General features: G+C 68.0%; 25 protein-coding genes. 16 read left to right on the top strand and 9 right to left on the bottom strand.

Annotated elements, in window-relative coordinates:
- Positions 1-21: 21 nt before the first annotated feature.
- Positions 22-1,404 carry a CCA tRNA nucleotidyltransferase gene (locus ACWDTI_RS04190; RefSeq protein WP_449736958.1) on the top strand — a complete coding sequence of 461 codons (1,383 nt, stop codon included), beginning with the start codon at positions 22-24 and terminating at the stop codon, positions 1,402-1,404.
- Positions 1,405-1,457: 53 nt separating this feature from the next.
- Here the strand turns inward: ACWDTI_RS04190 and ACWDTI_RS04185 are convergent, their stop codons facing one another.
- Positions 1,458-2,390 carry a YegS/Rv2252/BmrU family lipid kinase gene (locus ACWDTI_RS04185; RefSeq protein ID WP_449736772.1) on the bottom strand — a complete coding sequence of 311 codons (933 nt, stop codon included), beginning with the start codon at positions 2,388-2,390 and terminating at the stop codon, positions 1,458-1,460.
- Between the two features lie 20 nt (positions 2,391-2,410).
- On the opposite strand from ACWDTI_RS04185, the gene ACWDTI_RS04180 reads away from it, so the two are divergent.
- Positions 2,411-3,013, top strand: a complete 603-nt coding sequence (locus ACWDTI_RS04180) for a TetR/AcrR family transcriptional regulator (protein ID WP_449736771.1) — start codon at positions 2,411-2,413, stop codon at positions 3,011-3,013.
- Positions 3,013-4,560 carry a glycerol-3-phosphate dehydrogenase/oxidase gene (locus ACWDTI_RS04175; protein ID WP_449736770.1) on the top strand — a complete coding sequence of 516 codons (1,548 nt, stop codon included), beginning with the start codon at positions 3,013-3,015 and terminating at the stop codon, positions 4,558-4,560. The genes ACWDTI_RS04180 and ACWDTI_RS04175 overlap by 1 nt, the downstream gene beginning before the upstream one ends.
- On the opposite strand, the gene ACWDTI_RS04170 is transcribed toward ACWDTI_RS04175, so the two are convergent.
- On the bottom strand, positions 4,554-5,645 hold the full coding sequence (locus ACWDTI_RS04170; RefSeq protein WP_449736769.1) for an aminotransferase class V-fold PLP-dependent enzyme: 1,092 nt from the start codon (positions 5,643-5,645) through the stop codon (positions 4,554-4,556). The genes ACWDTI_RS04175 and ACWDTI_RS04170 overlap by 7 nt on opposite strands.
- 61 nt (positions 5,646-5,706) lie before the next feature.
- Between ACWDTI_RS04170 and ACWDTI_RS04165 the strand changes: the two genes are divergently transcribed.
- A complete protein-coding gene (locus ACWDTI_RS04165) occupies positions 5,707-6,267 on the top strand; it encodes a hypothetical protein (protein ID WP_449736768.1) in 561 nt (186 codons plus the stop codon).
- Here the strand turns inward: ACWDTI_RS04165 and ACWDTI_RS04160 are convergent.
- Complete coding sequence (locus ACWDTI_RS04160) at positions 6,221-7,555, bottom strand: MFS transporter (protein WP_449736767.1); 1,335 nt, start codon at positions 7,553-7,555, stop codon at positions 6,221-6,223. The genes ACWDTI_RS04165 and ACWDTI_RS04160 overlap by 47 nt on opposite strands.
- Before the next feature lie 48 nt (positions 7,556-7,603).
- Between ACWDTI_RS04160 and ACWDTI_RS04155 the strand changes: the two genes are divergently transcribed.
- Positions 7,604-8,230: a YqgE/AlgH family protein gene (locus ACWDTI_RS04155; RefSeq protein ID WP_449736766.1), complete on the top strand. Its 627-nt coding sequence runs from the start codon at positions 7,604-7,606 to the stop codon at positions 8,228-8,230.
- A 142-nt stretch (positions 8,231-8,372) separates the two neighbouring features.
- A complete protein-coding gene (locus ACWDTI_RS04150; protein WP_449736957.1) occupies positions 8,373-10,382 on the top strand; it encodes a CocE/NonD family hydrolase in 2,010 nt (669 codons plus the stop codon).
- Here the strand turns inward: ACWDTI_RS04150 and ACWDTI_RS04145 are convergent.
- From ACWDTI_RS04145 to ACWDTI_RS04135, 3 genes are read right to left on the bottom strand one after another with little or no spacing between them, the layout of a single operon-like run.
- A complete protein-coding gene (locus ACWDTI_RS04145) occupies positions 10,375-10,563 on the bottom strand; it encodes a hypothetical protein (protein ID WP_449736765.1) in 189 nt (62 codons plus the stop codon). The two genes, ACWDTI_RS04150 and ACWDTI_RS04145, sit on opposite strands and share 8 nt — an antisense overlap.
- A 9-nt stretch (positions 10,564-10,572) precedes the next feature.
- Positions 10,573-11,577, bottom strand: coding sequence for a bile acid:sodium symporter family protein (locus tag ACWDTI_RS04140; RefSeq protein WP_449736764.1), 1,005 nt, complete (start codon positions 11,575-11,577; stop codon positions 10,573-10,575).
- 6 nt (positions 11,578-11,583) lie between these two features.
- Complete coding sequence (locus ACWDTI_RS04135) at positions 11,584-12,084, bottom strand: SdpI family protein (protein WP_449736763.1); 501 nt, start codon at positions 12,082-12,084, stop codon at positions 11,584-11,586.
- A gap of 74 nt (positions 12,085-12,158) precedes the next feature.
- On the opposite strand from ACWDTI_RS04135, the gene leuS reads away from it, so the two are divergent.
- Positions 12,159-15,038 carry a leucine--tRNA ligase gene (gene leuS, locus ACWDTI_RS04130; RefSeq protein WP_449736762.1) on the top strand — a complete coding sequence of 960 codons (2,880 nt, stop codon included), beginning with the start codon at positions 12,159-12,161 and terminating at the stop codon, positions 15,036-15,038.
- Between the two features lie 152 nt (positions 15,039-15,190).
- Here leuS and ACWDTI_RS04125 read toward each other — a convergent pair whose 3' ends face one another.
- Positions 15,191-15,523, bottom strand: a complete 333-nt coding sequence (locus ACWDTI_RS04125; RefSeq protein ID WP_449736761.1) for a TfoX/Sxy family protein — start codon at positions 15,521-15,523, stop codon at positions 15,191-15,193.
- A gap of 190 nt (positions 15,524-15,713) precedes the next feature.
- Here ACWDTI_RS04125 and ACWDTI_RS04120 point away from each other — a divergent pair, with 190 nt between their 5' ends.
- Entirely contained in the window at positions 15,714-16,907 is a 1,194-nt protein-coding gene (locus ACWDTI_RS04120) for an acyl-CoA dehydrogenase family protein (protein WP_449736760.1), read from the top strand.
- A gap of 63 nt (positions 16,908-16,970) precedes the next feature.
- Positions 16,971-17,360 carry a nuclear transport factor 2 family protein gene (locus ACWDTI_RS04115; protein WP_449736759.1) on the top strand — a complete coding sequence of 130 codons (390 nt, stop codon included), beginning with the start codon at positions 16,971-16,973 and terminating at the stop codon, positions 17,358-17,360.
- Between the two features lie 45 nt (positions 17,361-17,405).
- On the opposite strand, the gene ACWDTI_RS04110 is transcribed toward ACWDTI_RS04115, so the two are convergent.
- Entirely contained in the window at positions 17,406-18,086 is a 681-nt protein-coding gene (locus tag ACWDTI_RS04110) for an SDR family oxidoreductase (protein ID WP_449736758.1), read from the bottom strand.
- A 71-nt stretch (positions 18,087-18,157) separates the two neighbouring features.
- Here ACWDTI_RS04110 and ggh point away from each other — a divergent pair, with 71 nt between their 5' ends.
- Entirely contained in the window at positions 18,158-19,498 is a 1,341-nt protein-coding gene (gene ggh / locus ACWDTI_RS04105) for a glucosylglycerate hydrolase (protein ID WP_449736757.1), read from the top strand.
- Between the two features lie 12 nt (positions 19,499-19,510).
- Here the strand turns inward: ggh and ACWDTI_RS04100 are convergent, their stop codons facing one another.
- Positions 19,511-20,512, bottom strand: a complete 1,002-nt coding sequence (locus ACWDTI_RS04100) for an AraC family transcriptional regulator (protein WP_449736756.1) — start codon at positions 20,510-20,512, stop codon at positions 19,511-19,513.
- A 134-nt stretch (positions 20,513-20,646) separates the two neighbouring features.
- Here ACWDTI_RS04100 and ACWDTI_RS04095 point away from each other — a divergent pair, with 134 nt between their 5' ends.
- Genes ACWDTI_RS04095 through ACWDTI_RS04070 form a run of 6 tightly spaced genes read left to right on the top strand, consistent with a single transcriptional unit; the run spans position 20,647 to position 25,837 of the window.
- Complete coding sequence (locus ACWDTI_RS04095) at positions 20,647-21,621, top strand: quinone oxidoreductase family protein (RefSeq protein WP_449736956.1); 975 nt, start codon at positions 20,647-20,649, stop codon at positions 21,619-21,621.
- A gap of 34 nt (positions 21,622-21,655) precedes the next feature.
- Positions 21,656-22,540, top strand: a complete 885-nt coding sequence (locus ACWDTI_RS04090) for a TauD/TfdA dioxygenase family protein (protein WP_449736755.1) — start codon at positions 21,656-21,658, stop codon at positions 22,538-22,540.
- Positions 22,541-22,597: 57 nt separating this feature from the next.
- Positions 22,598-23,650, top strand: coding sequence for a 3-keto-5-aminohexanoate cleavage protein (locus tag ACWDTI_RS04085; protein WP_449736754.1), 1,053 nt, complete (start codon positions 22,598-22,600; stop codon positions 23,648-23,650).
- 41 nt (positions 23,651-23,691) lie between these two features.
- Complete coding sequence (locus ACWDTI_RS04080) at positions 23,692-25,002, top strand: MFS transporter (protein WP_449736955.1); 1,311 nt, start codon at positions 23,692-23,694, stop codon at positions 25,000-25,002.
- Positions 24,999-25,595: an RBBP9/YdeN family alpha/beta hydrolase gene (locus ACWDTI_RS04075; protein WP_449736753.1), complete on the top strand. Its 597-nt coding sequence runs from the start codon at positions 24,999-25,001 to the stop codon at positions 25,593-25,595. Before ACWDTI_RS04080 ends, ACWDTI_RS04075 begins: the two co-directional genes overlap by 4 nt.
- A gap of 20 nt (positions 25,596-25,615) precedes the next feature.
- Positions 25,616-25,837 (top strand): hypothetical protein, encoded by a 222-nt coding sequence (locus ACWDTI_RS04070; protein ID WP_449736752.1) that lies wholly within the window; start codon positions 25,616-25,618, stop codon positions 25,835-25,837.
- Positions 25,838-25,854: the final 17 nt, after the last annotated feature.

Below are 25,854 nucleotides of genomic sequence, written 5' to 3'. Positions count from 1 at the left end.
TTGGCGGCCGCGGCGGTGACGATGCAGGGTCTGTCGGACATCCTGGTCCCGCTCGGGACGAGCTTCGCCGACGCCGGACATGAGTTGTACCTGGTCGGGGGTTCGGTCCGTGACGCCGTCCTGGGCCGGCTCGGCAACGATCTCGATTTCACCACCGACGCACGGCCCGACGCCGTGGCGGCGCTGCTGTCGGGCTGGGCCGACGCGCAGTGGGACACCGGCATCGAGTTCGGCACGATCAGCGCCCGCAAGGGTGAGCACACCATCGAGATCACCACGTTCCGGTCCGACGCATACGACCGGGTCGGTCGTAACCCCGAAGTGGTGTTCGGCGATTCTCTCGACGACGACCTGGTGCGCCGCGACTTCACCATCAACGCGATGGCCGTGCGGGTCGACGGCAGCGGTCCGGCCGAGTTCTGCGACCCTCTCGGCGGGATGACCGCACTGCTCGCGGGCGTGATCGACACCCCCGCGACCCCGCAGGAGTCGTTCGACGACGATCCGCTGCGGATGCTGCGGGCCGCGCGATTCGTTTCTCAGCTCGGCTTCCGGGTGGCGCCGCGAGTGCAGGACGCGATGACCGAGATGGCCGGCCAGATCGACCGGATCACCGCCGAACGCGTCCGGACCGAACTCGACAAGCTGATCCTCGGGGAGCGTCCGCTCGAGGCGCTCGACCTGCTGGTGGACACCGGCCTGGCCGAGCGAGTGCTGCCGGAGGTGCCCGGCATGAAGCTCACCATCGACGAACACCACCAGCACAAGGACGTCTACCAGCATTCGCTGACCGTGCTCCGGCAGGCGATGGACCTCGAGGAGTCCGACCCCGACCTGATCCTGCGGTGGGCGGCGCTGCTGCACGACATCGGCAAACCGGCCACCCGCCGGCATGAACCGGGTGGCGGCGTGAGCTTCCATCACCACGAGGTGGTGGGCGCCAAACTGGTGCGCAGACGGATGCGGGCGCTGAAGTATCCGAAGGCCGTCGTCGACGACGTCTCCCAGCTGGTCTTTCTGCATCTGCGATTCCACGGGTACGGCGACGGAACGTGGACCGATTCGGCTGTGCGCCGGTATGTCACGGATGCGGGCCCGTTGGTCGACCGGTTGCACAAGCTGGTCCGTGCCGATTGCACCACCCGTAACCGTCGGCGGGCTCGTCGGCTGCAGGAGAACTACGACCATCTCGAGCGCCGGATCGCCGAGTTGAAGGCGGCCGAGGATCTCGACCGGGTCCGCCCGGACCTCGACGGCAACGCCATCATGGAACTGCTCGACATCCCGGCCGGCCCGGTGGTGGGGGAGGCGTGGCGGTATCTCAAGGAGCTGCGGCTCGACCGCGGACCGCTGTCACGTGAGGAAGCCGAGGAAGCGCTGCGCGAGTGGTGGGCGGAGCGGTGATCCCCCCGCGTCCGGGAGGCAGCCCGCGGCCGGGATTCACACTGCGGCCGGGATCAGGCCGCGGGCACCAGGATCGTCGCCGCCTCCGGCACCGCCTCGAAGACGGCCGGTAGCTCACCGACGAGATCGCCGTCGACGGACACGAGAGCCTTTGGGTCGCAATACAATTCGACTTCCCGTCCGCGCATGGTGCGGACCATCGGATGACCGATGTGACGCCCGGAGAAGACCTTGGGGAAGACTCGCGCGATCGTCATCCGGGCGAATCGTGACGGGTGCGACGCGATGGTCACGTCGAGCATCCCGTCGGTCATCGACGCCGCCGGGGTGATCTGCATGCCGCCGCCGTAGGAGGTGGTGTTACCGATCGCGGCGAAGACGAGGTCGTCCTCGATCTCGACGTCGTCGACGCGTACCGCGTAGTGGTGTGCGCGCAGGCCGACGAGCTCGCGCAACGCGGCGACGGTGTAGCGGGACTGACCGGCCGGCCAGGACATGTCGATCGCCCGCGCGGTCACGGACGCGTCGAATCCGGTCGCGGCGACGGTGGAGAACAGCACGGACCGACCGTCGGGGAAGGTGACGCGACCCAGGTCCACCGAGCGGGTGTGACCGTCGATGACCACGGAGATCGCGGCGTCGACGTCGTCGAGCGGGATGTCGAGATTGCGGGCTACGTCGTTGCCGGTACCGGCCGGCACGATGCCGATCGGTGTGCCGGTGCCGAAGGCGGCCTCGACGGCGAGCCGCACGCTTCCGTCGCCACCGACCACGAGCAACACGTCGGTGCCGCTGCGTGCGGCCTTGCCGGCCAGGGCCGCGGCATCGTCGGCATCGGCGCCGACCAGCAGTTCCACGTCCACCCCGCGTGCGCCGAGCCCGGCCACGACCCGCGTGGCGATCGCCCGGCCTGCGCCATGCCGCGATCGCGGGTTGGCCAGAACTGTGACGTGGCGCACCCGGTTGCCGAGGTTGGCGGGTCCCATAAGTTACAGTGTTACATATCATGTCAATCTGTAAAGAAGACATCGGTGAGCAGGTGCTCGACGCGGCACGTCGATGCCTCGTCCGCAACGACGGTCGCAAGGTGACCGTCGCGGAGGTAGCCCGCGAAGCCGGTGTCAGTCGGCCGACCGTCTATCGACGGTGGCCGGACATGTCCGAGATCATCCGCGCGCTGCTGACCCGCGAGGTGCTCGGCATCATCACCGCCGTCACCGACACCATCCCACTGCGCACCGACGACCTCGACGCGTCGATCGACCAGGTGGTGCGGGTCGCGGCCGCGCTCCGCGACGACGAACTCGTCGCCGCACTGTGGCGTGAACAGCGAGAGCTCATGGCGCCCTACGTCTTCGACCGGCTGGGCACCAGCCAGCTCGGCGTCCTGAAGATGCTCGGTGAAATCGTGGTGCGGGGTCAGGAGCGCGGGCAGATCCGCGACGGGGACCCGGAGAAGATGGCCGCGATGGTTCTGCTGATGACGCAGTCCGCGATCCAGTCGGCCGCCCTCGTCGAATCGATCCTCGGCGATGACTGGAGCATCGAGCTGCATCAGGCCCTGACCGCGTACCTCCGCACGCCGCTCGAACTCCCGGCGGCCAACTGATGACCGCCCTCGACGCGCGGCGCCGCGAGAGCGCGCTGACCGAACTGGCGTCGGGGGATCGGCCGCTCGACGTCCTGGTGATCGGGGGCGGCATCACCGGCGTCGGAGTGGCGCTCGACGCCGCCACGCGAGGGTTGCGGGTGGCGCTCGTCGAGGCACACGATCTGGCATTCGGGACCTCGCGGTGGAGCAGCAAACTCGTGCACGGCGGTCTGCGGTATCTGGCCACCGGACAGGTTCGTATCGCGTACGAGAGCGCCGTCGAACGACATCACCTGATGACGACCATCGCCCCGCACCTGGTGCGACCGTTGCCGCAGGTCATCCCCGATGTCGGGAGCCGTCGCACCACGACGCTCGTCCGGGCGGGACTCGCGGCCGGTGACCTGCTGCGGAGAGCCGCGCGGACCCCGGCCACCGTGTTGCCGGCGCCGCGTCGTCTCTCGGCCGACGACACCACCAGGCTGTGCCCGACGGTCAGCCCGCGGGGCCTGCGGGGAGCGTTCTGCGGCGCCGACGGGCAGCTGGTCGACGACGCCCGGCTGGTGGTCGCGGTGGCCCGCACCGCGGCCGCGTTCGGTGCCCTGATCTGTACCCACACCCGGGCCGACGACGTGACCGGCTCCGGCGCCCGACTGACCGACACGTTGTCCGGGGAGAGTTTCGACGTGTCGGCCCGCACGGTCGTCAACGCGACCGGCGTCTGGGCCGGCGACGTCCAACTGGCGCTGCGGGTGCGGCCGAGTCGTGGCACACACCTGGTCTTCGACGCGGCGGCGTTCGGGCATCCGACCGGGGCGCTGACGATCCCGCTCGACTCCGGCGCCGGCCGCTTCGTGTTCGCGCTGCCCGCCCAGTTGGGGCGCGTGTACGTGGGCATCACCGACGTCGACGCCCCCGGCCCGGTCCCGGACGTTCCGCAGGCGTCGGACGACGAGATCGACTTCCTGCTCGACGGCGTCAACGCGGCGCTCGACCGGCCGCTCTCGCGTGGCGACATCCGCGCGACGTACTCCGGTCTGCGCCCGCTGGTCGGCACCGGACAGGAAAGTGGTTCGGACGCAAGTGATCTCGCGGATGTGTCGCGCCGTCACCACGTGCAGGTGGACGATTCCACCCTGGTCAGCGTGATCGGCGGGAAGCTCACCACATATCGACGGATGGCGGCCGACGCCGTCGACGCGGCGATCCGCGCCGGTCAGCTCACGGCCGGTCCGGCGGTGACCGCCACGACTCGACTGGTCGGTGCCGCCGACATCGGGCCACAAGCCGGCATCCCGGCATCGATGGTGCGGCGGTTCGGTGCGGAGGCGACGAAGGTCGCGGCGATCGCGACCGTGTCCGATCCGCTGGCGCCCATCGCGGCTGGTCTCGATGTGACCCGCGCCGAGGTGGAGTTCGCGGTGACTCACGAGGGGGCCTTGACCACCGACGACGTGCTGCATCGGCGGACCCGCATCGGGCTGGTCGACACCGACGCCGATCTGGCGCGGCCGGCGATCGACGAGATCCTCGCCGACACCGGTTCGGTGGACCGGGTTCAGTAACCCATCGTCCGCAAGGCGTCGGCGAGCTTGTCGAGATCCTCGCGTTCGACGTCGAGGTGCGGACTGATCCGCAGGACCGACTGCTCGGTGGCCAGCGGTGCCCGCCAGGAATCGGCGCAGGTCACCAGGATGCCCAGGGACAGCAACTTGGCGCGCGCGGCGGCGACGTCGGCCGGTTGCCAGCCCGGGGGAGGCGCGAGCGTGGTGATCGCCGACGGCTCATCGACCGGTTCGAGCACCTCCCAGCTGCCGATGCCGTCGAGGCGTTCGCGGGTGTGACGGCCGATCGCCGCCAACTCGCGGAACACCCGCTGCTGACCGATCGCCAGCACTTCGGACACGGCCATCCCGAGGCCAAGGCGTCCGGCGACGAATGCCTCCGAGCTCTCGATCTGCACTGGGCGCAGGGCGTCCTTGCGGACCGCGACGAAGCCGACGCCGCGGGGTCCGGTCAGCCACTTGCGGCTGGTGCCGTAGACGACGTCGGCGCCGGTGACGGTGGGTACGTGACCGGCGGACTGCGCCATGTCGACGACGACGGGCACGCCGGCGGCGTGCGCGATCTCGACGATGCGGGTCACCGGCTGCACCGCTCCCGACGCGGAACCCACCTGACAGATGTGGATGAAGTCCGGCTGCTCGAACTGCAGCATGTTCTCCAGCGCGTCGGTGTCGACGTGGCCGATGAGGTCGACGTCGGGCAGCGCGCGCACCGCGTAACCGCGCCGTTCGAACTCGACGAGGTTGGGGCCGAACTCGTTCTTGGCCACCCACACCGTCGACGAGATCGGCAGATTCCAGTAGGTGAGAAGTGCCCGGAGCGCGGCCCGAGCGCTCTCGCGGAACGCCAACTCGTCCGGGGTGTGACCAATCAGTGAGGCTAGATCGCGGGTGTCGCGGGCGATCTCGTCGGCCCGGTCGTCTGCGGCGATGTAGGAGCCGCGTTCGGTCTCGCGCCAGAGATGGGCGGAGATGGTGCCGATCACGGCGTTCGAAGACCGTCCCGCGGACGCGGAATCAAGGTGGACGAGCTCCGGACTGAGGCGAGCGCGATGCCATTGTTCACCCAGATCGCTCACATACACAGCCCTGAACCTACCGTCTGCCGAAGGGAACCGGACGGTCGGGTCGTGCGTCGAATCAAGTGTGGATTCCTCCATCGAGTACCTGTTCGGCACGGGTGACGGGCACACCACATCGTGGGTGTCGGCTGCCGACGCCGATCTCGACGGGGATGGGCACCACGACGCGGTCAGGCTCGATTTCGACGGGGACGGGCGGCGCGATGACGCCATGTGGGACAGCGATTCCGACGGCGTCGCGGACGTCGCGGCCCTCGACACCGACGACGACGCACGGCCCGATGCGTTCTTTTCCGACACGGGGACCGGCGTCTGGGGCGAGGTCACCACCGGCCCCGAATCGCGCCGGTCGGCTACCGGGCCTGCACCTCCGCCCGCCGAGACGCCACCGCCCGCGGGTCGGGTCGGGGCCGTCGTACGGTCGGAGGATCTCGACGGCGACGGCACACCCGACGTCGAGCTGCAGGGCACCCGACGGGCCGGTGTCCCGGTGGCCCAACGCCTGTACATCGACGAGGACGGTGACGGTCGCTACGACCGGGTTCTCGTCGACGAGGACGGTGACGGCCGCGCCGACGTCAGTTATGACGATCGTTCGCCGAAATTCGGTCCTCGTCGGCCGTGAAATGAAAGGGGTGGTGGGGTGTGTGGACGAGCCGGACGACGATCGCTCCGATGACGTAGAGCACCGTGCCGACGATCGGCAGACCGATGGACCGGCCGTCGGCCGGGATGACGTACGCGGCCACGGTGACCGCTCCGACGTAGGCGATGTTGAACACGGCATCCTGCACGGAGAACACCTGCCCGCGGACCGCATCGCCGATGTCGACCTGCATCGCGACGTCGCCGCACAGCTTCGCGATCTGCCCGATGAGGCCGAGCACGAACGCCGCCAGACAGACCACGACGGGTTCGAACGTCAGCAGCGTGAGTTCGGCGAGCGCGCCGACGATCAGGGCGATGACGAGAACGGCCCGACGACCGAAACGTCCCACCGAATACGGCGTCACCACCGCCGCCAGCAGGGCGCCGCCGGCGGTGAACCCGGCGACCACGCCGATCCCGGCGAGGCCGTCGCCGACCCCGGCCTGCTTGCTGATCACCAGCAGCATCAGCGTGTTCATACCGAAGACCAGTCGGTGGGCGCCGATCGCCGACAGCGCCGCCGACACCGTGCGGGACCCGGCCACCGCGCGCACCCCGTGCAGCAGGCCGACAGCGACCGCGTGCACCGCCGACCGACCCGGATCGTCGGGTTCGTCGGGGCCGAGTTCCAGCCGGGCAAACCCGTGTGCGATACCGGCGGCGACGAGGGCGATCACCACGCCGCCGACGGTGGTGAGCGCACTGCCGACGTTGTCGGGTCCGAACAGCGCTCGCAGCAGGGCGGCGATGCCCGCACCGACCGCGAGCATGCCCGCGCCGAGGGTGGTGAACAGCGCGTTGGTGGCGACTATGACGTCGCGGTGCGCGACGTGCGGCAGACCGGCCGACAGACCCGACGCCACGAATCGGCTGGCCCCGGTCACGGCGAGGGCACCGATCAGTACGACGGTGTCGACAGCACCGGTCGCGATGGACACCGCGACCAACCCGATCATCACCGCCCGCAGGATGTTGGCGTACATCAGCACCGCGCGCCGATCCCAGTGATCGAGCAACGCACCGGCGAACGGACCGATGACGGAGTACGGCAGGAGCAGCACCGCGAGACCGCCGGCGATGGCCAGCGGATCGGAGTGCCGCTCGGGGTTGAACAGGATCGCGCCGAACAGCGATGCCTGGAACACGCCGTCGGTGATCTGACTCGTGAGCCGCACCGCGAGCAGCCGACCGAGTCCGGGGGAGTGATTGAGGGACCGGGCGAATTCGCGGAGTCCGGAACGGTGATGCGCGGACTCGGATGTCACCGACCCAGACTACCGACCGAGCGGGCCCCGCCATGCGATGATGGGGAGGTGGCCGGCGGCGACGAACCAGACGAACCCACACCCGAGGCGTACTCGCGGGAGGCGTCCCCCGTCGGTCGCGTGCGGCCGGGGACTCTGCTCCTCGCGTCGACCAACCTGCTCGAGCCGACGTTCGCCCGGACGGTCATCTACATCATGGAGCACAACGACGGCGGCAGCCTCGGCGTGGTCATCAACCGCATGAGCCAGACCGCTGTGCACAATCTCTTGCCGCAGTGGACCGACATCGCCGCGTCGCCGCGGGCGTTGTTCATCGGTGGCCCGGTCAAGCAGGACTCCGCCCTGTGCCTCGGTGTGGTCAAGCCGGGTACCGACATCGACGCCTTCGCCGCGCTGCGGCCGGTCGACGGGCGCGTCGTGATGGTCGATCTCGACGGCGACGCCGAGGAGCTGGCGGAGGTGCTCGAGGGGGTACGGATCTTCGCCGGCTATGCCGGGTGGGGGATCGGTCAGCTCGAGGGCGAGCTCGAAGAGGACAGCTGGATGCTCGCGTCGGCGATGCCGCGGGATCTGCTCGCACCGCCCACCGCCGATCTCTGGTCGGCGGTCCTGCGCCGCCAACCGTGGCCGATGCCGCTGCTGTCGACGCATCCGATCGACGTGAGCCGGAACTGAGGATCGCCACGTCGATCGTGTGATCTGCGCCACGTGATCTGTTACCGTATGGACGCTCGGTCCACTGCGGACCGGGCACACGAACGGGGGTTCGGGCGTGCGGGTGGGGACCATTTCCGGGATCTTCGGTGTCCTGGTGTCGCTGATCGTGTCGGTGTCGCTGGCGATCGGGGCGGCGTCGGCCGGCGCCACAACCCTCGGCGTCACCGGAGGTGCCCCGGCGAAAATCTGGGCGGCCACGCACGACGGCCCGCACCCGTACCCGGGCGTCGCCGTCACCTGGGACGTGCCGATCCGGATGAGCGACGGAACGGTCTTGCGCGCCAACGTGTATCGGCCCGCCGACCGCAGCGGTCGCGCGGTGAGCACCAAGACGCCGACCGTGGTGAACATGATGCCGTACACCAAGCTGATCACCGCGGTGGCGGCCGAGGTCACCCAGCATCCGGTGCTCGGACCGTTCTTGATGCAACTGGTCACCGCGATCGGTCAGGTCGCGACGCCCATCCGCAGCCTCGCCGACATCACCACGCTGACCGAGTCCCTCCGCGCCGGCGGCGTCCGCAACTTCGCCGTGGACTATGACCTCGTGCGCAGCGGCTACACCCAGGTCGTGGCGGATGTCCGCGGCACGGGCTTCTCGGAGGGCACCTGGAACGTCTTCCAGAGTCGTGAACAGGCCGACAGCGTCGAGGTCATCAATTGGGCTGCGCGCCAACGATGGTCCACCGGCAAGGTCGGCATGTCCGGGGTGTCGTATTCGGCGATCAACCAGATCCAGGCGGCCAACAAGAACCCTGCGGCGCTGAAGGCGATCTTCCCGGTCGAGGCCGGCGGTGACCTGATCCGCGACATCGTCGCGCCCGGCGGCGCGCTGGGCATCGGATTCCTGCCGATGTGGCTGACGCTCGTCAACACCACCAAGATGGTGCCGAACGTGGCGTCGATGCTCAACGGCACCTTCGACTGGAAATGGCTGGCCGACCGTATCGCCGACCCGTTCACCTTTTATCCGCAACTGTTCGCAGCTCTGCTCACCCCGGACGTCGCATCGGTTCCACCGAATCTGAAAGCGTTGCTGGAGAACAACTCCGAGCCGAGGCGATCGTGGCAGGACAACGCCGAGAAGATCACCACCCCGACCTTCCTCTACGGGGGCTGGTTCGATCTCTTCACCAACAGCGAAGTGCGGATGTACAACAAGATCCCACTGCCGCCCGGTCGCAAACAGCTCATCATGGGCGACGGCTATCACCTCACCATGGGCGGCGGCCAGCAGGGACGGGGTGGCACCCCGCCGCGCCTGGACGTGCTGCAGAAGGCGTGGTTCGACAAGTGGCTCAAGGGAATCGACAACGGCATCGACCGCTACGGGCCCGCCACCCTCAAGCAGGTCGGCGACGACTGGATCTCCGCGCAGCAGTTCCCGCGGGCCGGGATGGTTCGGCAACGCCTCTATCTCGGTGATCGCCGCAGCGGTACCGCACCGCACGCGGTCGCCGACGGCGGCCTGACCTCGCGGATGCCGGCATCGCGCGGCCGGATGACGATCTCGCCCGGTGTGCTCACACTCTGCTCACGCGATTCCGCACAGCAGATGGCGGGGATCACCGCGCTGTTCCCGTGGTGCGCGCAGGACGCGCGGATCTCCGAACGCAACGCGCTCACGTTCACGTCCGCACCGATCACAACCACCCGCAGCCTGTCCGGATACAGCAATGTCCGGCTCAACACGGTGCTCGACGCCACCGACGGATACTGGACCGCGACGCTGAACGACGTTGCGCCGGACGGCACCTCGAAGGTCCTCACGTCCGGCCAGGTGATGGTGTCGCTGCGCAACTACGACAAGACCCGGTCGCAGTTCGCGGCCAACGGCGACGTCGTCGACCCGTTCTACACACTGACCCTGTCCACCCGGCAGCCCGCGATGCCGGGACGCCCCGTCGGCGTCGACGTCGGTCTGCTGCCCACCGAAGCCCTGATCGCACCGGGCCATCGGTTCCGGGTCGACGTGTTCGCGATGAACGTGCCGCGCGGCCTTCCGTTGCGTCCGTTGCTCAACGAGTCCGGGCTGAAGCCGCAGCACATCCAGCTGGATCCGTCGGCACCGAGCTTCGTGAACCTGCCGGTGTCGTCGCCTGTCAGGTAGCCGAGCGCAGACCGGAAGTGGAGACGGCGGGCGTGACGTCGACGTGAGTCGCGACGAACCCGGGACCCCACTCGTCGATCCCGGGCATGTGCAGCGTCAGGGCGAATGGGGGTCTGATCTCTTCGCCGCGCCGGATCGCGTCGAGGCGTCGCTGCCAACGGGTGTGCGGGCCAGCACTCACGGCGCGAGTCTACCCAGCGGTCTGGTCGGCGTGGGCGCTGTAGCGCGTGGCCAGCCAGGAGCAGAGGATGAGCTGGATCTGGTGGAAGATCATCAGCGGCAGCACGATGAGCCCCACCGTCGACCCGGCGAACAGCACCGTCGCCATCGGCAGCCCGGTCGCGAGGCTTTTCTTGGTGCCGCAGAACTGGATCGCGATGACGTCGGCACGGTCGAAACCGAGCCGACGGGGCACCCAGCGGGTGATCACCAGCATCAGCACGACGATGACCAGCGCGATCACCGCGACCGCGATGATCTGACCGACACTGACCAGCGACCAGATGCCCTCCCGGACACCTTCGCTGAATGCGGAGTAGACGACCAGGACGATGGACCCGCGGTCGGCCAGCTTCGTCGGTTTGGCGTGCCGGGTGAAGAACCCGCCGACCCACGGGCGCGCGAGCTGCCCGACGATGAAGGGCACGAGGATCTGCGCCACGATCTTGAGCACCGACGAGGCGTCTATCGCGACCCCGCTTGTCGTGGTCATCAGCGCGACCACGAGCAGCGGCGTCACGAACACGCCCAGGATATTCGATGCCGACGCGCTCACGATGGCGCCGGGCACGTTGCCGCGCGCGATCGAGGTGAAGGCGATCGATGACTGCACCGTCGACGGCACCAGACACAGGAACAGCAGTCCGTTGTACAGGTCGTCGCCGACGATCGGTTCCGTGAGCGGCTTGATCGCCAGGCCGACGATCGGGAACACGACGAAGGTGAACGCCAGGATGAGCAGGTGCAGCCGCCAGTGCTTGAGCCCTTCGAGGGCCTCCCGGGGATGCAGCCGGGTGCCGTACAGGAAGAACAGCAGGGCGATCGCGACGATGACGACCCAGCTGAGGATGTCCGCGGCGACACCGCGGGCCGGGAAGATCGACGCGAGGACGACAGCACCCAGGATCGCGACGATGAACCCGTCGATCGGAGAACGGTTCAGGAGGTCGCGCGCGGTCGACAGCGGTCCGGCCACCGGCGGTCAGGCCTGCGCGGACTCGTTCGAGCAGACTCCGCGCAGCGTGCACGAGCCGCAGCTGCTGGTACCGCAGTCGGCGGCGTGCGCGGCCGAATCGGCGTCAGCATGTGCGGGGGCCCCGTCCGCTTCGCCCGAGCAGCAATCACAGCCCGCGTCGTCGGCGGGGACGGTCGCCGCGGCGCGCACACCATAAGCACTGACCACGCCGACGAGGAACAACGCCGCGACCAGCCCGACAACCGGGAACAGGATCGACCAGAACCCGCCGATGCCGAGCGCCACCAGGCCGCTCAACACCAAGATGCCCGCGGCGGCCAGCATGCCCGGAGCGGCCACCCGATTGGCCGCCCGGAACGCCTCGTCGGACCGCATCGACTCGTCGGCGCGCACCCCGACCCAGCGGTTGCGCGGCAGGCGGCGGGCAAGGCTCAGTCCGCCGACCACCGTCCACACGGCAGCCAGTGCGAACACGATCACCGCGGCGACGACTGGCACAACACTCACGCGACCACCATACGACCGTCCGTCGTAGGAGACCGAATTGGATCGGCACTTCGCCGACGATTTACGCTGGTCGGGTGACTTCAGCTGATTCCGACCGCAGTGCCACCGCCACGGACCCCGGTGTGCCCGGGCATCGGTACACCGCGGAGCTCGCCGGCGAGATCGAGGCGCGATGGCAGCGGAACTGGGACATCCAGCACGCCTACGAGGCACCCAACCCGGTGGGTCCGCTTGCCGGTGATCTGAGCGCGATGGGTGGCGCCGGCCCGGACGCCGCGGACAAGCTGTTCATCCAGGACATGTTCCCGTATCCATCCGGCGCCGGCCTGCACGTCGGGCACCCGTTGGGGTTCATCGCCAGCGATGTCTTCGCCCGCTATCAGCGCATGACGGGCCGCAACGTGCTGCACACGATGGGCTTCGATTCCTTCGGGCTGCCGGCCGAGCAGTATGCGGTGCAGACCGGGACACATCCCCGCACCACCACCGAGGCCAACATCGAGCGCTATCTGGGTCAGATCCGCCGGCTGGGTCTGGGCCACGACGAGCGCCGACGGGTGGCGACCACCGACGTCGACTTCTACCGCTGGACGCAGTGGATCTTCCTGCAGATCTACAACGCCTGGTACGACGCCGATGCGTCCAAGGCTCGGCCGATCGACGAACTCGTCGCGGAATTCGATTCCGGCACCAGGGATCTCGGCGACGGACGGGACTGGCGCGCGCTCTCGGCGACCGATCGGGCTGCCGTCGTCGACTCGTATCGCCTTGTCTACCAGAGTGATTCACTCGTCAACTGGTGCCCCGGTCTGGGGACCGTGCTGGCCAACGAAGAGGTCACCGCAGACGGCCGCAGCGACCGCGGCAACTTCCCGGTGTTCCGCAAGCATCTGCGTCAGTGGATGATGCGGATCACCGCCTACTCCGACCGGCTGCTCGACGACCTGGACCTGCTGGACTGGCCGGACAAGGTCAAGACCATGCAGCGCAACTGGATCGGCCGATCCCGGGGTGCGCAGGTTGCTTTCGGGGTGCACGACGCGGACGTCACCATCGAGGTGTTCACCACCCGACCGGACACGCTGTTCGGTGCCACCTACATGGTGCTGGCCCCCGAGCACGAACTCGTCGACGTGCTCACCGCCGACGTCTGGCCGGACGGCACCGACGAGCGCTGGACCGGCGGTGCGGCCACCCCGGCCGATGCGATCACGGACTACCGGGCGTCGATCGCCGCGAAATCGGATCTGGAGCGACAGGAGAACAAGGACAAGACCGGTGTGTTCACCGGGTCGTTCGCCACGAATCCGGTGAACGGAGAACAGATCCCGGTCTTCATCGCCGACTACGTGCTGATGGGCTACGGCACCGGAGCGATCATGGCGGTGCCCGCCCATGACACCCGTGACTACGAGTTCGCGACCGTGTTCGGTCTGCCGATCCGCGAGGTCATCGGCTCCGAGCAGGGGATCGAGACCGAGGCCTACCTCGGCGACGGTCCCGCGGTGAACTCCGACTTCCTCGACGGACTGCCGGTCGACGATGCCAAGGCGGCCATCGTCGAGTGGCTCGAAGAACAGGGCAAGGGCACGGGCACCATCCAATACAAGTTGCGCGACTGGCTGTTCGCGCGCCAGCGCTACTGGGGCGAACCGTTCCCGATTGTCTACGACGCCGACGGCGTCGCGCATGCGCTGCCGGAATCGATGCTGCCGGTGGAGCTTCCGGAGGTGGAGGATTACGCGCCGGTCTCCTTCGACCCCGAGGACGCGGACAGTGAGCCGTCACCGCCGTTGGCCAAGGCCACCGACTGGATGACCGTCGAACTCGACCTCGGTGACGGCCCGCAGACCTACACCCGCGACGCGAACGTGATGCCGCAGTGGGCGGGTAGCTCGTGGTACCAGCTGCGCTACATCGATCCCACCAACGAGGACACCTTCTGCGCCAAGGAGAACGAGGCCTACTGGATGGGGCCGCGGCCGGCGCTGCACGGTCCCGACGACCCGGGTGGGCTCGACCTCTACATCGGCGGTGTCGAACATGCGGTGCTGCATCTGCTGTACTCGCGATTCTGGCACAAGGTGCTCTTCGACCTGGGCTACGTCTCGAGTCGGGAGCCGTATCGAAAGCTGTTCAACCAGGGCATGATCCAGGCCTACGCGTACACCGACGCCCGTGGCGTCTACGTGCCCGCCGAAGAGGTCACCGAGCGCGGTGGCGAGTTCTTCTACAACGGCGAGAAGGTCAATCAGGAGTACGGAAAGATGGGCAAGTCGCTCAAGAATTCCGTTGCGCCCGACGACATCTGCCGCGACTACGGGGCCGACACACTCCGGGTCTACGAGATGTTCATGGGTCCGCTCGACCAGTCGCGGCCATGGGCGACCAAGGATGTGGTTGGCGCACAACGCTTCCTGCAGCGTGTGTGGCGACTCGTCGTCGACGAGGAGTCCGGTGCGGTCCGCGTCACCGACGAAACCCCGTCCGATGACACGCTCAAGCTGTTGAACAAGACCATTGCCGGTGTGCGCGAGGACTTCTCGGCGCTGCGTGACAACACTTCGGTGGCCAAGCTGACCGAGCTGACCAACCACCTGACCAAGAGCTACCCCGGTGGCGCCCCACGGTCGGTGGTCGAGCCGCTGGTCACCATGCTCGCGCCGCTGGCGCCGCACATCGCCGAGGAACTATGGCATCGCCTCGGCAAGCAGGCGCTGTTGGCGCGCGGACCGTTCCCCGTCGCCGACGAACGGTGGCTGGTGGAGGACACCGTCGAGATCCCGATCCAGGTCAAGGGGAAGGTGCGCAGCCGCATCACCGTCGCCGCCGACGCCGACGAGGCGACCGTGCGCGCGGCCGCCCTGGCCGACGAGAAGATCGCCCCGCTGCTCGACGGCGAGCCCCGCAAGGTCATCGTCGTGCCGGGTCGCATGGTCAACGTGGTGCCGTAGGGCCGGGGCTGGCAGGCAGACCCTTCGAGACGCTCGCTCGCTGCGCTTCGCGGGCTCCTCAGGGACCGGGTGAGGTCGCCGCTGGGCGAGTGGTCAGAGCTTCCCGCTGATCGAGTAGGCGCCGAGCCGCTAGGCGAGGCGCCGTATCGAGATCACTTCGGCGGCAGTTTGCGCGCGTAATCCGAGCCCAGCGTCACCCAGCGCTGCAATTGACGATCGGTGCGGACACCGTCGTCGGAGACGCGCAGCCAGCCACGGGTTTCGCGTCCGGACATCAGCATCGGCGTGGTGTGCGCGAATTCGAGGAGAACGTCGGTTTCCTCGGGCGGGACGCGCACCATGAGCCCGCCCTGCCCGCTGGCGGCGATCGCCATGTTGCCGTTGATCAGGAACGCCAGACCACCGAACATCGACCGCTCGTCCACACCGCTCTCAGCGGCCAGCATGCCGCGAATCCGGTAGGCGAGGTCGTCGTCGTAAGTCACGCGTTCGAGGGTAAGCCCACGGCGCGTTTGTTTTCCAGACCCCTCCCAGTGGTTACTCGGGCGTGAGCAGGTGTGTTCGAGTCACCTTGTCAGATGACAAAAAACCCTTTCCGATTTCGGCAGAGAGACCCCTCTGCCGGACCCTTCGGGAGCCCCTTGCGCCGACCTTACCGCTGAGTAAGATAAGTTCATGGCGATCAACCTGGAGCTCCCGAAGAAGTTCGATTCGACGGTCGAGCGCACCCACCTCGCGGCCGAGCACATCTTCCGGCCGATCTCGCGGAAGTACGACAAGGCCGAACACGAGTACCCGACCGAACTCGACGAGCTGGGCAGGCTCGCCACGCAGTCGCGCAAGCAGGAGAGGAACACCGACGCGAGTACGCCGACGCAGGACGGCCCGTCGACCAACGGCGCGAACATGCGGTCCCTGATCTCGGCACGCGAGATGAGCTGGGGTGACGTCGGTCTGCTGCTGTCCATCCCGGGGCAGGGGCTGGGTAACGCCGCGATCGCGGCGGTCGCCACTGACGAGCAGCTCGAGCGGTTCGCCGGGGTGTGGGCGGCCATGGCCATCACCGAGCCCGGCTTCGGGTCGGACTCGGCGGCGGTGTCCACGACGGCCACCCGCGACGGCGAGGACTACCTGATCAACGGCGAGAAGATCTTCGTGACCTCGGGCTCCCGCGCCGATCACGTCGTCGTCTGGGCGACCATCGACAAGAGCGCCGGGCGCGCCGCGATCAAGAGCTTTGTCGTGCCGATGAGCACCGACGGCGTCAGTGTCGCGCGGCTCGAGCACAAGCTCGGCATCAAGGCTTCCGATACCGCAGTCGTCCGGTTCGAGAACGCACGCGTCCCTGCGGAGAATCTGCTCGGTTCGCCGGAGATCGACACCAAGAAGGCTTTCGGCGGCGTCATGCAGACCTTCGACAACACCCGCCCGGTCGTCGCGGCGATGGCGATCGGTCTCGGCCGTGCGGCACTCGAGGAGTTGCGTCGGATGCTCGAAGAGGCTGGGCATCCCATCGACTACGACACACCGGCCGCGGCTCAGCACGCGTCGGTGTGCGAGTTCATTCGGCTCGAATCCGATTGGGAGGCATCGTGGTTGCACACGGTGCGCGCGGCGTGGATGGCCGACAACAAGGAGCCGAACTCTGCCGAGGCGTCGATGTCGAAGGCGAAGGCCGGTCGCACGGTCACCGACATCACCAACAAGGCCGTGGAAGTCGGCGCCACCGCCGGCTTCTCGGAGAGAATGCTGCTCGAGAAGTGGGCGCGCGACGCCAAGATCCTCGACATCTTCGAGGGCACTCAGCAGATCCAGCAGCTGATCATCGCGCGGCGGGTGCTGGGGAAGTCCAGCACCGATCTCACCTGACGCTGCGGCGGACCTGCTAACGTCCGAAGTAGAACACGTTCTACTTCGACGAAAGGCAGAGGCATGACGGTGGATCAGGGAACCCTGAGCGAGAAGATCAACTCGACGGTGGAGGCGTACGTCGAGTTGCTTACCTCGGGAACGGCCGAGCAGATCGCCGATCTGTACGCACCCGATGCCACGGTCGAGGATCCGATCGGCGCCGACCTGCGCACCACCCGCGAGCAGCTCATCGAGTTCTATTCGGTGATCACCGGGATGGACGAGCGGCAGGCGACGCTGAAATGGCGCAAGGTTGCCGGCGACACAGCGGTGTTCGAGTTCACGCTGGTCACCGGCACCGCTGGCATGAAATTCGAGATCACGCCGATCGACATCATGGTCTTCGACGCCGACGGCAAGGTCGCCTCGATGCGGGCTGTGTGGGAGCAGTCGGACCTGAAGCAGCTGTAGCCCTTCGCAGGATCAGGCTGAGATCCCGGGATCAGGCCGGACAGATCACCGTCGCCCCGTCGGCCGCAGCACGATCTCCTCGGGATGCGCCTCGGCGGGCGTGGTGACCGCATGCACCACGGCCCGGGCGACCGACTCGACCGTGAGGAATCTGGTGGGGTCGTACTCGCCGCCCTCGAGCGCCACGATGTCGCGCTGCATGTCGGTGTCGATCCGCCCCGGATACACCGACGTCACCCGCAGGCCGGGTTCCTCGGCGCGCAGGCCGTCGGCGAGCGCCCGTAGCGCGAATTTGCTTGCCGCATAGGGTGTCCAGCGAGCGTTGACCCGACGCCCGGCGCCGGAGTTGATGAACACCACGTGGCCGCCGGCGGCGCGCAGGGCGGGCAGCAGCTGCCGCGTCAGCTCCGCGGGCGCGACGACGTTGACCTCGAGCAGCGCGCGCCACTCGTCGGCCGGGGTGTCCTCGACCGATTCCAGACTGCTCGCGATGCCGGCGTTGTGGACGAGGACGTCGAGTTCGGCGATCGCCTCGGTCGCGGCGGCCATCTCGTCGTGGTCGGTGAGGTCGACGGCAAAGGTGGTCGCGCCGTCGAGGGCCATCGCCAGCTCGTCGAGTTCGGCCGACGGGCGACCGCCGAGCAGCAGATCGTGGGTGGGGGCGAGTTGCCGGGCGATCTCGGCGCCGAGGCCGCGGCTCGCTCCGGTGATCAAGGCGGTGGGCACGTGGTCGACGTTACTGGGCCGGGTCCCCTGCTCAGTGCGCGAGGCGGCGCTTCGCAAGGCAGAATCGACGGGTGGCACGGTATGGATTCACCTCGACTCAGCTGTCCGCGCGAGCGGCCTACCTGCTTCGCGGCAACGATCTCGGCACCATGACCAGCGCCGCACCCAAGCTGTACCCGCACATGTGGAGTTGGGACGCCGCCTTCGTCACGGTCGGCCTGGCACCGCTGTCGGTCGAGCGGGCGGTCATCGAGATGGACACGCTGCTCTCGGCGCAGTGGCGCAACGGGATGATCCCGCACATCGTGTTCGCCAACGGTCGCGACGGCTACTTCCCGGGACCGGCCCGGTGGGAGTGCGCCCGGCTCGCGGACTGCTCGCCGGATTACCCCGACACCTCCGGCATCACCCAGCCGCCGGTGCACGCGATCGCCGTGCAGCGCATCCTCGACCATTCCCGGCGACACGGCCGTACCACGCGTGCGGCCGCGAACGAGTTCATCGACCGGCGGTGGGGTGCGCTCATGCGCTGGCATCGGTGGCTCGCCCATGCGCGTGATCCACACGGAACCGGGCGCGTCACGCTCTTCCACGGGTGGGAGTCCGGCATGGACAACTCGCCCCGGTGGGACAAGCCGTACTCGAATGTGGTCCCGGGGCATGATCTTCCGCCGTTCAAGCGCGCCGACCTGGACCACGTCGAGGATCTGTCGATGCGCCCGACCAACCTCGAATACGATCGCTACATCTGGCTCGTCGAGCAGATGAAACGCGCGAACTACGACGACGAACTCCTGCCCAAGGTGATGGATTTCGCCGTCGAGGACGTCTTCGTCAGTGCCATCTTCTCCGTCGCGTGCGACGTACTCGCGACCATCGGGGAGGACTACTCGAAGCCCCGGTCCGACGTCCGCGACCTGCGGGCGTGGTCCGACCGGTTCCGCAACGGCGTGGTCGCGGCCACCAACGACCGCAACGGCGCCGCCCGGGACTTCGATCTGCGGGCCAACGCATGGATCACCACCGAGACCATCGCGCAGTTCGCCCCATTGATCTGCGGCGGCCTCTCCCGCGAGCGGGAACGCGCCCTGCTGAGACTGTTCGACGGTCCACGATTCTGCGGCCACCCCGACCTGCGGTACGCGGTGCCGCCGTCGACGTCGCCGATCTCGGCGGACTTCAAACCACGGGAGTACTGGCGCGGGCCGGTGTGGCCGGTGATGACCTGGCTGTTCAGCTGGGCGTTCGCACGTCGTGGCTGGCCGGAACGTTCGGCCCGGCTGCGGGAAGAGGGATTGCGGCAGGCCACCGACGGCGCGTTTGCCGAGTACTACGAACCGTTCACCGGGGAGCCGCTGGGCAGCATGCAGCAGAGCTGGACGGCGGCGGCGGTGCTGGACTGGCTGGACTGAGGGGAAGCACCCTCACCTCGCCTCGGCCCGCCGCCATTCACTCGGACTCTGGTCGAACCGTTGTCGGAACCACCGCGAGAAGTTCCCGGGCGAGCCGAAGCCGAGCAACTCGGCGACCTCGATCAGTGGGTAGCGCGGGTTGGCCACCAGGTGCCGGGCCAGATCCATCCGGGTGGCGTCGAGCACGTCGGAGAAGGTCAGCCCTTCGGCGCTGAGTCGCCGGTGCACGGTGCGCCGGTCCACGCCCAGGCTGCGCGCCACCTGATCCACCGAGCAGCGACCGGTCGGCAACAGGAGCTCGATCAACTGTCGGACCCGAAACTCCGCGGTGGGGTCGGGGGAGTCGTCGATGTCGTCGAGCAACTGCTTGGCGTAGCGCCGCAGCTCCGGGTCCGACATCGCATTGGGTGTGTCGAGTTCCTTGGCGTACAACGAGATTCCGTTGTACTCCTGGTCGAACCGGACCACGTCGCCGAACATCGCCACATGCGTCGCCGCATTCTGGGGTGGCGCGTGTGTGAACGACACGGCGAGTGGATGCCAGTCGGGCGCGATGAACCCCCGCAGGAGCTGGCAGACAACCGCCATGGCGAGTTCGACCGATTGGCGGAACTCCCCGGGCCGGCCGACGTCGACGGTGACGCGTAAGGTCGCCACGCCACTGAGTTCCGAAAGTCGAAGGCGCAGAGCCTCGTTGTACATGTGCTGGTGGCGGATCAGCACACCCAGCGCGCTGCGCACGTCGGGTTCCTCGCGGATGACCAGACTCAACGGCCCGAGGTTGGCCAGGCGCCGATACCCCGCGAGCCGGAGCCCGAAGTCCTCGCGGCCGCTCGCCGCGGCTGATCGCTCGAGCAGCTCCGCGACCGCCTCTGCGGGAATCCACCTGTCCTGCAGGCTGAATCCCGCCGGGTCCAGCCCGACCTCGCGGGCCAGGCCGGCCGGATCCAGTCCGAGCGAGTGCCCGAGCTCCACATAGTTGTTGAGCGCTGCGTAGCGGGCGAGGGGTTTCACGCCCCCAGCATATGTCCCGAAATGCACACTTGCATGTCCCTTCAAGAAAAGAAAACCCGCCGCGACCCTCGTACCGTTAGGTACATCACAAATCCGGCCCGATGAAGTGGCCATCACCGAGGAGAAGAGTGACTGTGGCGAAAGCGATTCGCTTCCATCAGACCGGCGGACCCGAAGTCCTGCAATGGGAATCAGTGCCCGTCGGCGCACCGGGACCCGGCGAGGTGCGCATCACCCACCACGCCGTCGGTCTGAACTTCGCCGACACCTACTTCCGCACCGGCCTGTACCCGGCCCCGCTGCCCAACGGCATGGGCGTCGAGGCGGCCGGCGTGGTCGAGGAGGTCGGGGCCGGCGTGACCGAGGTGTCCGTCGGCGACCGTGTCACCTACACCGGCAGCCCCCTCGGGGCCTACAGCACCGAACGGGTGATGCCGGCCGAACATCTGATCGCCCTGCCCGACAACGTCGACTTCGACACCGCCGCGGCCATGACGATGCGCGGCCTGACCACCGGCTACCTCCTCCGACGGATCTGGCCGTTGGCCCCGGGCGACACCGTGCTGCTCCACGCGGCCGCCGGCGGCGTCGGCATGATCTTCTGCCAGTGGGCAAAACTGTTGGGGCTGAGGGTGATCGGCACCGTCTCGACGGACGAGAAGGCGCAGATCGCGCGGAGCCACGGCTGCGACGAGGTCATCATCTACACCCGCGAGGACGTGCCCACCCGCGTCCGCGAACTCACCGACGGCGCCGGGGTGCCGGTGGTCTACGACAGCATCGGCGCGACGACCTTCGAGTCCTCGCTGAAATCGGTGGCGCGTCGCGGATTGCTGGTCTGCTTCGGCACCGCGTCCGGGCCGATCCCGCCGATCGACGCGATGCAACTGGCCATTCACGGTTCGGTGTACGTCACCCGGCCGGCCCTGGCCGACTACATCGCCGACCGCGACGAGCGGGACGCGCTGGCCGCCGAGCTGTTCGATCATGTTGCCGCCGGACGCATCTCGATCGACATCAACCAACGATACGACCTGGCCGACGCCGTGCGAGCCCACCGCGATCTGGAATCCGGAGCCAGCACCGGCGCATCGGTCTTCACCCTGTAAGCCACCACACGACCGACCAAAGGACAGACAGTTCATGACCATCACCACCCACCGGCCGGCCGCGACCGCATTCCGCGTCGAGCCGCTCACCTGCTCCATCGGCGCCGAGGTGTTCGACGTCGACCTCGGCGAGGTATCCCGCGACGACGCCCAATTCGACCGTCTGCGTTCACTTCTGCTCGACCACAAGGTGCTCTTCTTCCGCGACCAGGACATCACCCGCGCCGAGCACGTCGCACTCGCCGAGCGCTTCGGCGATCTGGAGGACCATCCGGTCGCCGGCAGCGATCCCGACCATCCGGGACTCGTCCGGATCTACAAGGAACTCGACAGCCCCCCAGAGCATTTCGAGAACGCGTACCACTGCGACGCGACCTGGCGGGAGATCCCGCCGATGGGCTGCGTGCTGCGGTGCGTCGAGACCCCGGCGGTCGGCGGCGACACCATCTGGATCAACATGGCCGAGGCGTATCGTCGTCTGCCCGAGCACATCAAGTCGCAGATCGCCGACCTGCGTGCCCGCCACAGCATCGAGGCCAGCTTCGGTGCACGGATGCCGATCGAGCTGCGCCACGCACTGCATGAGCGGTTCCCCGACGCCGAGCATCCGGTGGTCCGCACCCACCCGGAGACCGGCGAGAAGATCCTGTTCGTCAACTCGTTCACCACCCACCTGGTCAACTATCACACTGCCGAAAACGTCCGTTTCGGAGCGGATTACGCCCCCGGCGCCGGAGAACTCCTGCGGTACCTGACCAGCCAGGCCGCCATCCCGGAGTACCAGGTGCGGTGGCGGTGGACGCGCAACAGCATCGCCATCTGGGACAACCGATCCACGCAACACTATGCGGTACAGGACTATTGGCCCGCAGTCCGCAAGATGGAACGCGCCGGCATCATCGGCGACCGACCCTTCTGACCTCGTCACGACCCACAAACAATCTCGACCACAACACAATTCACAAGGAGAACACCCATGCATTTCCACGACGACGCCCTCTTCCCGGAGACCCAGGAGAAGCTGGTCATCACTGTCGCACCGTACGGCCCCGAGTGGGAGCTCGACGACTTCCGCGAGGACCTGCCACTGACCATGGAGGAGCACATCCAGAAGGCGGTCGACTGCTACGAGGCCGGCGCCACCGTCCTGCACATCCACGTCCGCGAACTCGACGGCAAGGGCAGCAAGCGACTCTCGAAGTTCAACGAACTGCTCGCCGGACTGCGCGAGGCGGTGCCGGACATGATCCTGCAGGTCGGCGGTTCGATCTCGTTCGCGCCGGAAGGTGAAGGCGCCGACGCGAAGTGGCTCTCCGACGACACCCGTCACATGCTCGCCGAGCTCGACCCGGCACCCGACCAGGTCACCATCGCGATCAACACCAGCCAGATGAACATCATGGAACTCATGACCGCCGACGACATCGCCGGCACCTCGATGATGCGCCCGGAACTGGCCGCCACCTACCGCGAGATGACCGTCCCGGCCGGCCCCGAATGGGTCGAGGAGCACCTGCGCCGCCTGCAGGCCAAGGGAATCCAGCCGCACTTCCAGCTCTCCAGCATCCCGCAGCTCGAAACCGTCGAGCGACTGATCCGCCGCGGCGTCTACACCGGCCCGCTGAACCTGACCTGGGTCGGCATCGGCGGCGGCTTCGACGGCCCCAACCCGTACAACATCATGAACTTCATCCAGCGCGTGCCCGACGGCGCCTGCCTCACCCTGGAAACGCTGATGCGTTCGGTGCTGCCGGTCAACACCATGGCGATCGCCATGGGTCTGCATGCGCGCTGCGGCAACGAGGACACCATCTGGGGACGCCCCGGCGAGAAGATGACCTCGGTGCAGCAGATCCAGCAGCTTGTGCGTATCGCCGACGAACTCGGCCGCGAGGTCGCCAGCGGCAAGGAGGCCCGCGAGATCTATCGGATCGGTGACACCTTCGCCGACGCCGACGAGACCCTCGCCAAGCTGGGCTACGCCCCCAACCGTCGTCCCGGCCAGGTCGGCTTCACCCACCACGCGTGACCAGCGCCCACATCACGATCAGGAATCCCATGACCACAGAGATGATCGCCGCCGTCGACCAGACCGGTGTCGCCCCGTCCCCCGTCAAACCCCGATCCCGGTATTACCCGTGGATCGTGTTCGCCCTCGCCTTCGGGCTGTTGCTGTCGGACTACATGTCCCGGCAGGTGCTGAGTGCGGTGTTCCCCCTCCTGAAACAGGATTGGGCGCTTGCCGATTCGCAACTCGCGTCACTGACGAGCATCGTCGCCCTGATGGTCGGCCTGCTGACCTTCCCGCTTTCGCTGGTCGCCGACCGCTGGGGTCGTGTCCGCAGCCTCGTCGTCATGGCGGTGCTGTGGTCGGTGGCCACCCTGGTCTGCGCTGTGGCCCAGAACTACGAGCAGATGCTCGGCGCCCGGTTCCTCGTCGGAGTGGGTGAGGCCGCCTATGGCAGCGTCGGAATCGCTCTGGTGCTCAGCGTTTTCGCGCCACGCCGACATGCCACGCTCAGTGGCGCGTTCATGGCCGGCGGTTCCTTCGGATCGGTGTTCGGCGTCATGCTCGGCGGGATCATCGCGGTGCACCTGGGCTGGCGCTGGTCGTTCGCGGCGATGGCCGTGCTCGGCCTGCTGCTGGTGGCGGCGTTCCGGGCGCTGGTCACCGAGGATCGGATCGCTCGCCACACCGTCGACGACGTGGCAGCGGCCACCCGCCCGGCGGGCAAGGGGATGCGTGCCCCGGTGTCGAGCCTGTTCACGAATCCTGCGGTGGTGTGCGCCTACATCGGCGGCGGGCTCCAGATGTTCACGGCAGCAATCCTTCTCGCGTGGACACCCAGCTTCTTCTACCGCTACTACGGACTGGCCACCGACAAGGCGGCCATCGCCGCTGCGGCAATCGTCCTCCTCGTGGGTGCGGGCATGGTGGTGTGCGGGATCGTGACCGACCGCGTCGGCCGCAACGATGTCACCCGTAAGTGGCTGGCGGGCATCGGATTCTGCTCGATCTCGTTGATCAGCCTGACCATCGGATTCAGCATGGGCACCGGCACCGCGCAGCTCGTCGCCATCGGCATCGGCGCGTTCTTCGCCGCCGGCTCGTCCGGCCCGACCGCGGCGATGGTCGCCAACCTGACGCACTCGTCGATCCGCGCATCGGCGATGGGCACCCTCACCGTCGCGAACAACCTGCTGGGACTGGCGCTGGGCCCGTTCGTCGTCGGACTGCTGGCCGACCACATCGGACTGAAAGCGGCACTGCAGCTGTCGCCGCTGGTCTACGTCGCCGCCATCGCCGCGATGCTGGCCGGTCGTCGTCTCCACCCCCTCGGCATGCGCAAGCTGGCCCAGCTCAACGGCGCGACCGCATGACCGCGGACCCGACCGTCGTGATCGTGCCCGGGCTGCGCGGCTACGTCGCGGATCACTGGCAGACGCACCTCGCGGCCGAACTGCTCGCCGACGGCATCCAGGTACGCACGGTCCGGCCACTCGAGCACGACAAGCTGAGCCGGCAGGCGCGGGTCGCCGCACTCGACACGGTCGTCGGATCGATCGACGGCCCGGTGGTCCTCGTCGCCCACAGCGCCGGAGTGCTGACCACCGTCCACTGGGCCCAGCGCACCACCCACGATGTCCAGGGAGCGCTGCTGGTCACCCCGGCCGACGTCGAACTGCCACTGCCCGACGGCTATCCGAGCGCCGAGGAACTCGAGTACCGGGGGTGGATGCCCATCCCGCGCCGGCGGTTGCCGTTCCCGAGCATCGTCGCGGCCAGCCGGACCGATCTGCTCGGCGGGTACCGGCGGATCAGCGGGATGGCCGAGGTGTGGGGTTCTCGCCTGGTTGATCTCGGGGATGTCGGCCACCTGAATGCGGCGTCCGGCTTCGGTCGCTGGGCCGGCGCCCGCGAGTTGGTGGAGGACCTGATCGCGCACACCGCCGAAGTGGTCGCGGTGTCGTGAGGCGCCGGTACGGTGGGAGCATGGCCGAACGCAAGCGTTTCAACCAGCTCCCACCGCGCTCCCGCGCCCTCATCATCGTCGGCGCGATCATCCAGTTCGCGCTCCAGGCGGTGGCCCTGCGAGACCTCAAGAAGCGTCCGGCCGATCAGGTGAAGGGCCCGAAGAAGCTCTGGGTGGCAGCCAGTTTCATCAACTACTTCGGGCCGATCGCTTACCTCGTCGTCGGACGTAAGAAGAGCTGACGCGGGCACGGTCAGAC

This window comes from Gordonia sp. NPDC003424 (assembly GCF_053588655.1).
This window is presented reverse-complemented; position numbering and strand designations above follow the sequence as displayed.

Coding starts and splice junctions, on each gene's coding strand:
- ACWDTI_RS04175 (WP_449736770.1), top strand. CDS start 3,013: ATGACCGCCCTCGACGCGCGGCGCCGCGAGAGCGCGCTGACCGAACTG.
- ACWDTI_RS04180 (WP_449736771.1), top strand. CDS start 2,411: ATGTCAATCTGTAAAGAAGACATCGGTGAGCAGGTGCTCGACGCGGCA.
- ACWDTI_RS04090 (WP_449736755.1), top strand. CDS start 21,656: ATGACCATCACCACCCACCGGCCGGCCGCGACCGCATTCCGCGTCGAG.
- ACWDTI_RS04120 (WP_449736760.1), top strand. CDS start 15,714: ATGGCGATCAACCTGGAGCTCCCGAAGAAGTTCGATTCGACGGTCGAG.
- ACWDTI_RS04190 (WP_449736958.1), top strand. CDS start 22: ATGCAGGGTCTGTCGGACATCCTGGTCCCGCTCGGGACGAGCTTCGCC.
- ACWDTI_RS04185 (WP_449736772.1), bottom strand. CDS start 2,390: ATGGGACCCGCCAACCTCGGCAACCGGGTGCGCCACGTCACAGTTCTG.
- ACWDTI_RS04115 (WP_449736759.1), top strand. CDS start 16,971: ATGACGGTGGATCAGGGAACCCTGAGCGAGAAGATCAACTCGACGGTG.
- ACWDTI_RS04085 (WP_449736754.1), top strand. CDS start 22,598: ATGCATTTCCACGACGACGCCCTCTTCCCGGAGACCCAGGAGAAGCTG.
- ACWDTI_RS04075 (WP_449736753.1), top strand. CDS start 24,999: ATGACCGCGGACCCGACCGTCGTGATCGTGCCCGGGCTGCGCGGCTAC.
- ACWDTI_RS04070 (WP_449736752.1), top strand. CDS start 25,616: ATGGCCGAACGCAAGCGTTTCAACCAGCTCCCACCGCGCTCCCGCGCC.
- ACWDTI_RS04080 (WP_449736955.1), top strand. CDS start 23,692: ATGATCGCCGCCGTCGACCAGACCGGTGTCGCCCCGTCCCCCGTCAAA.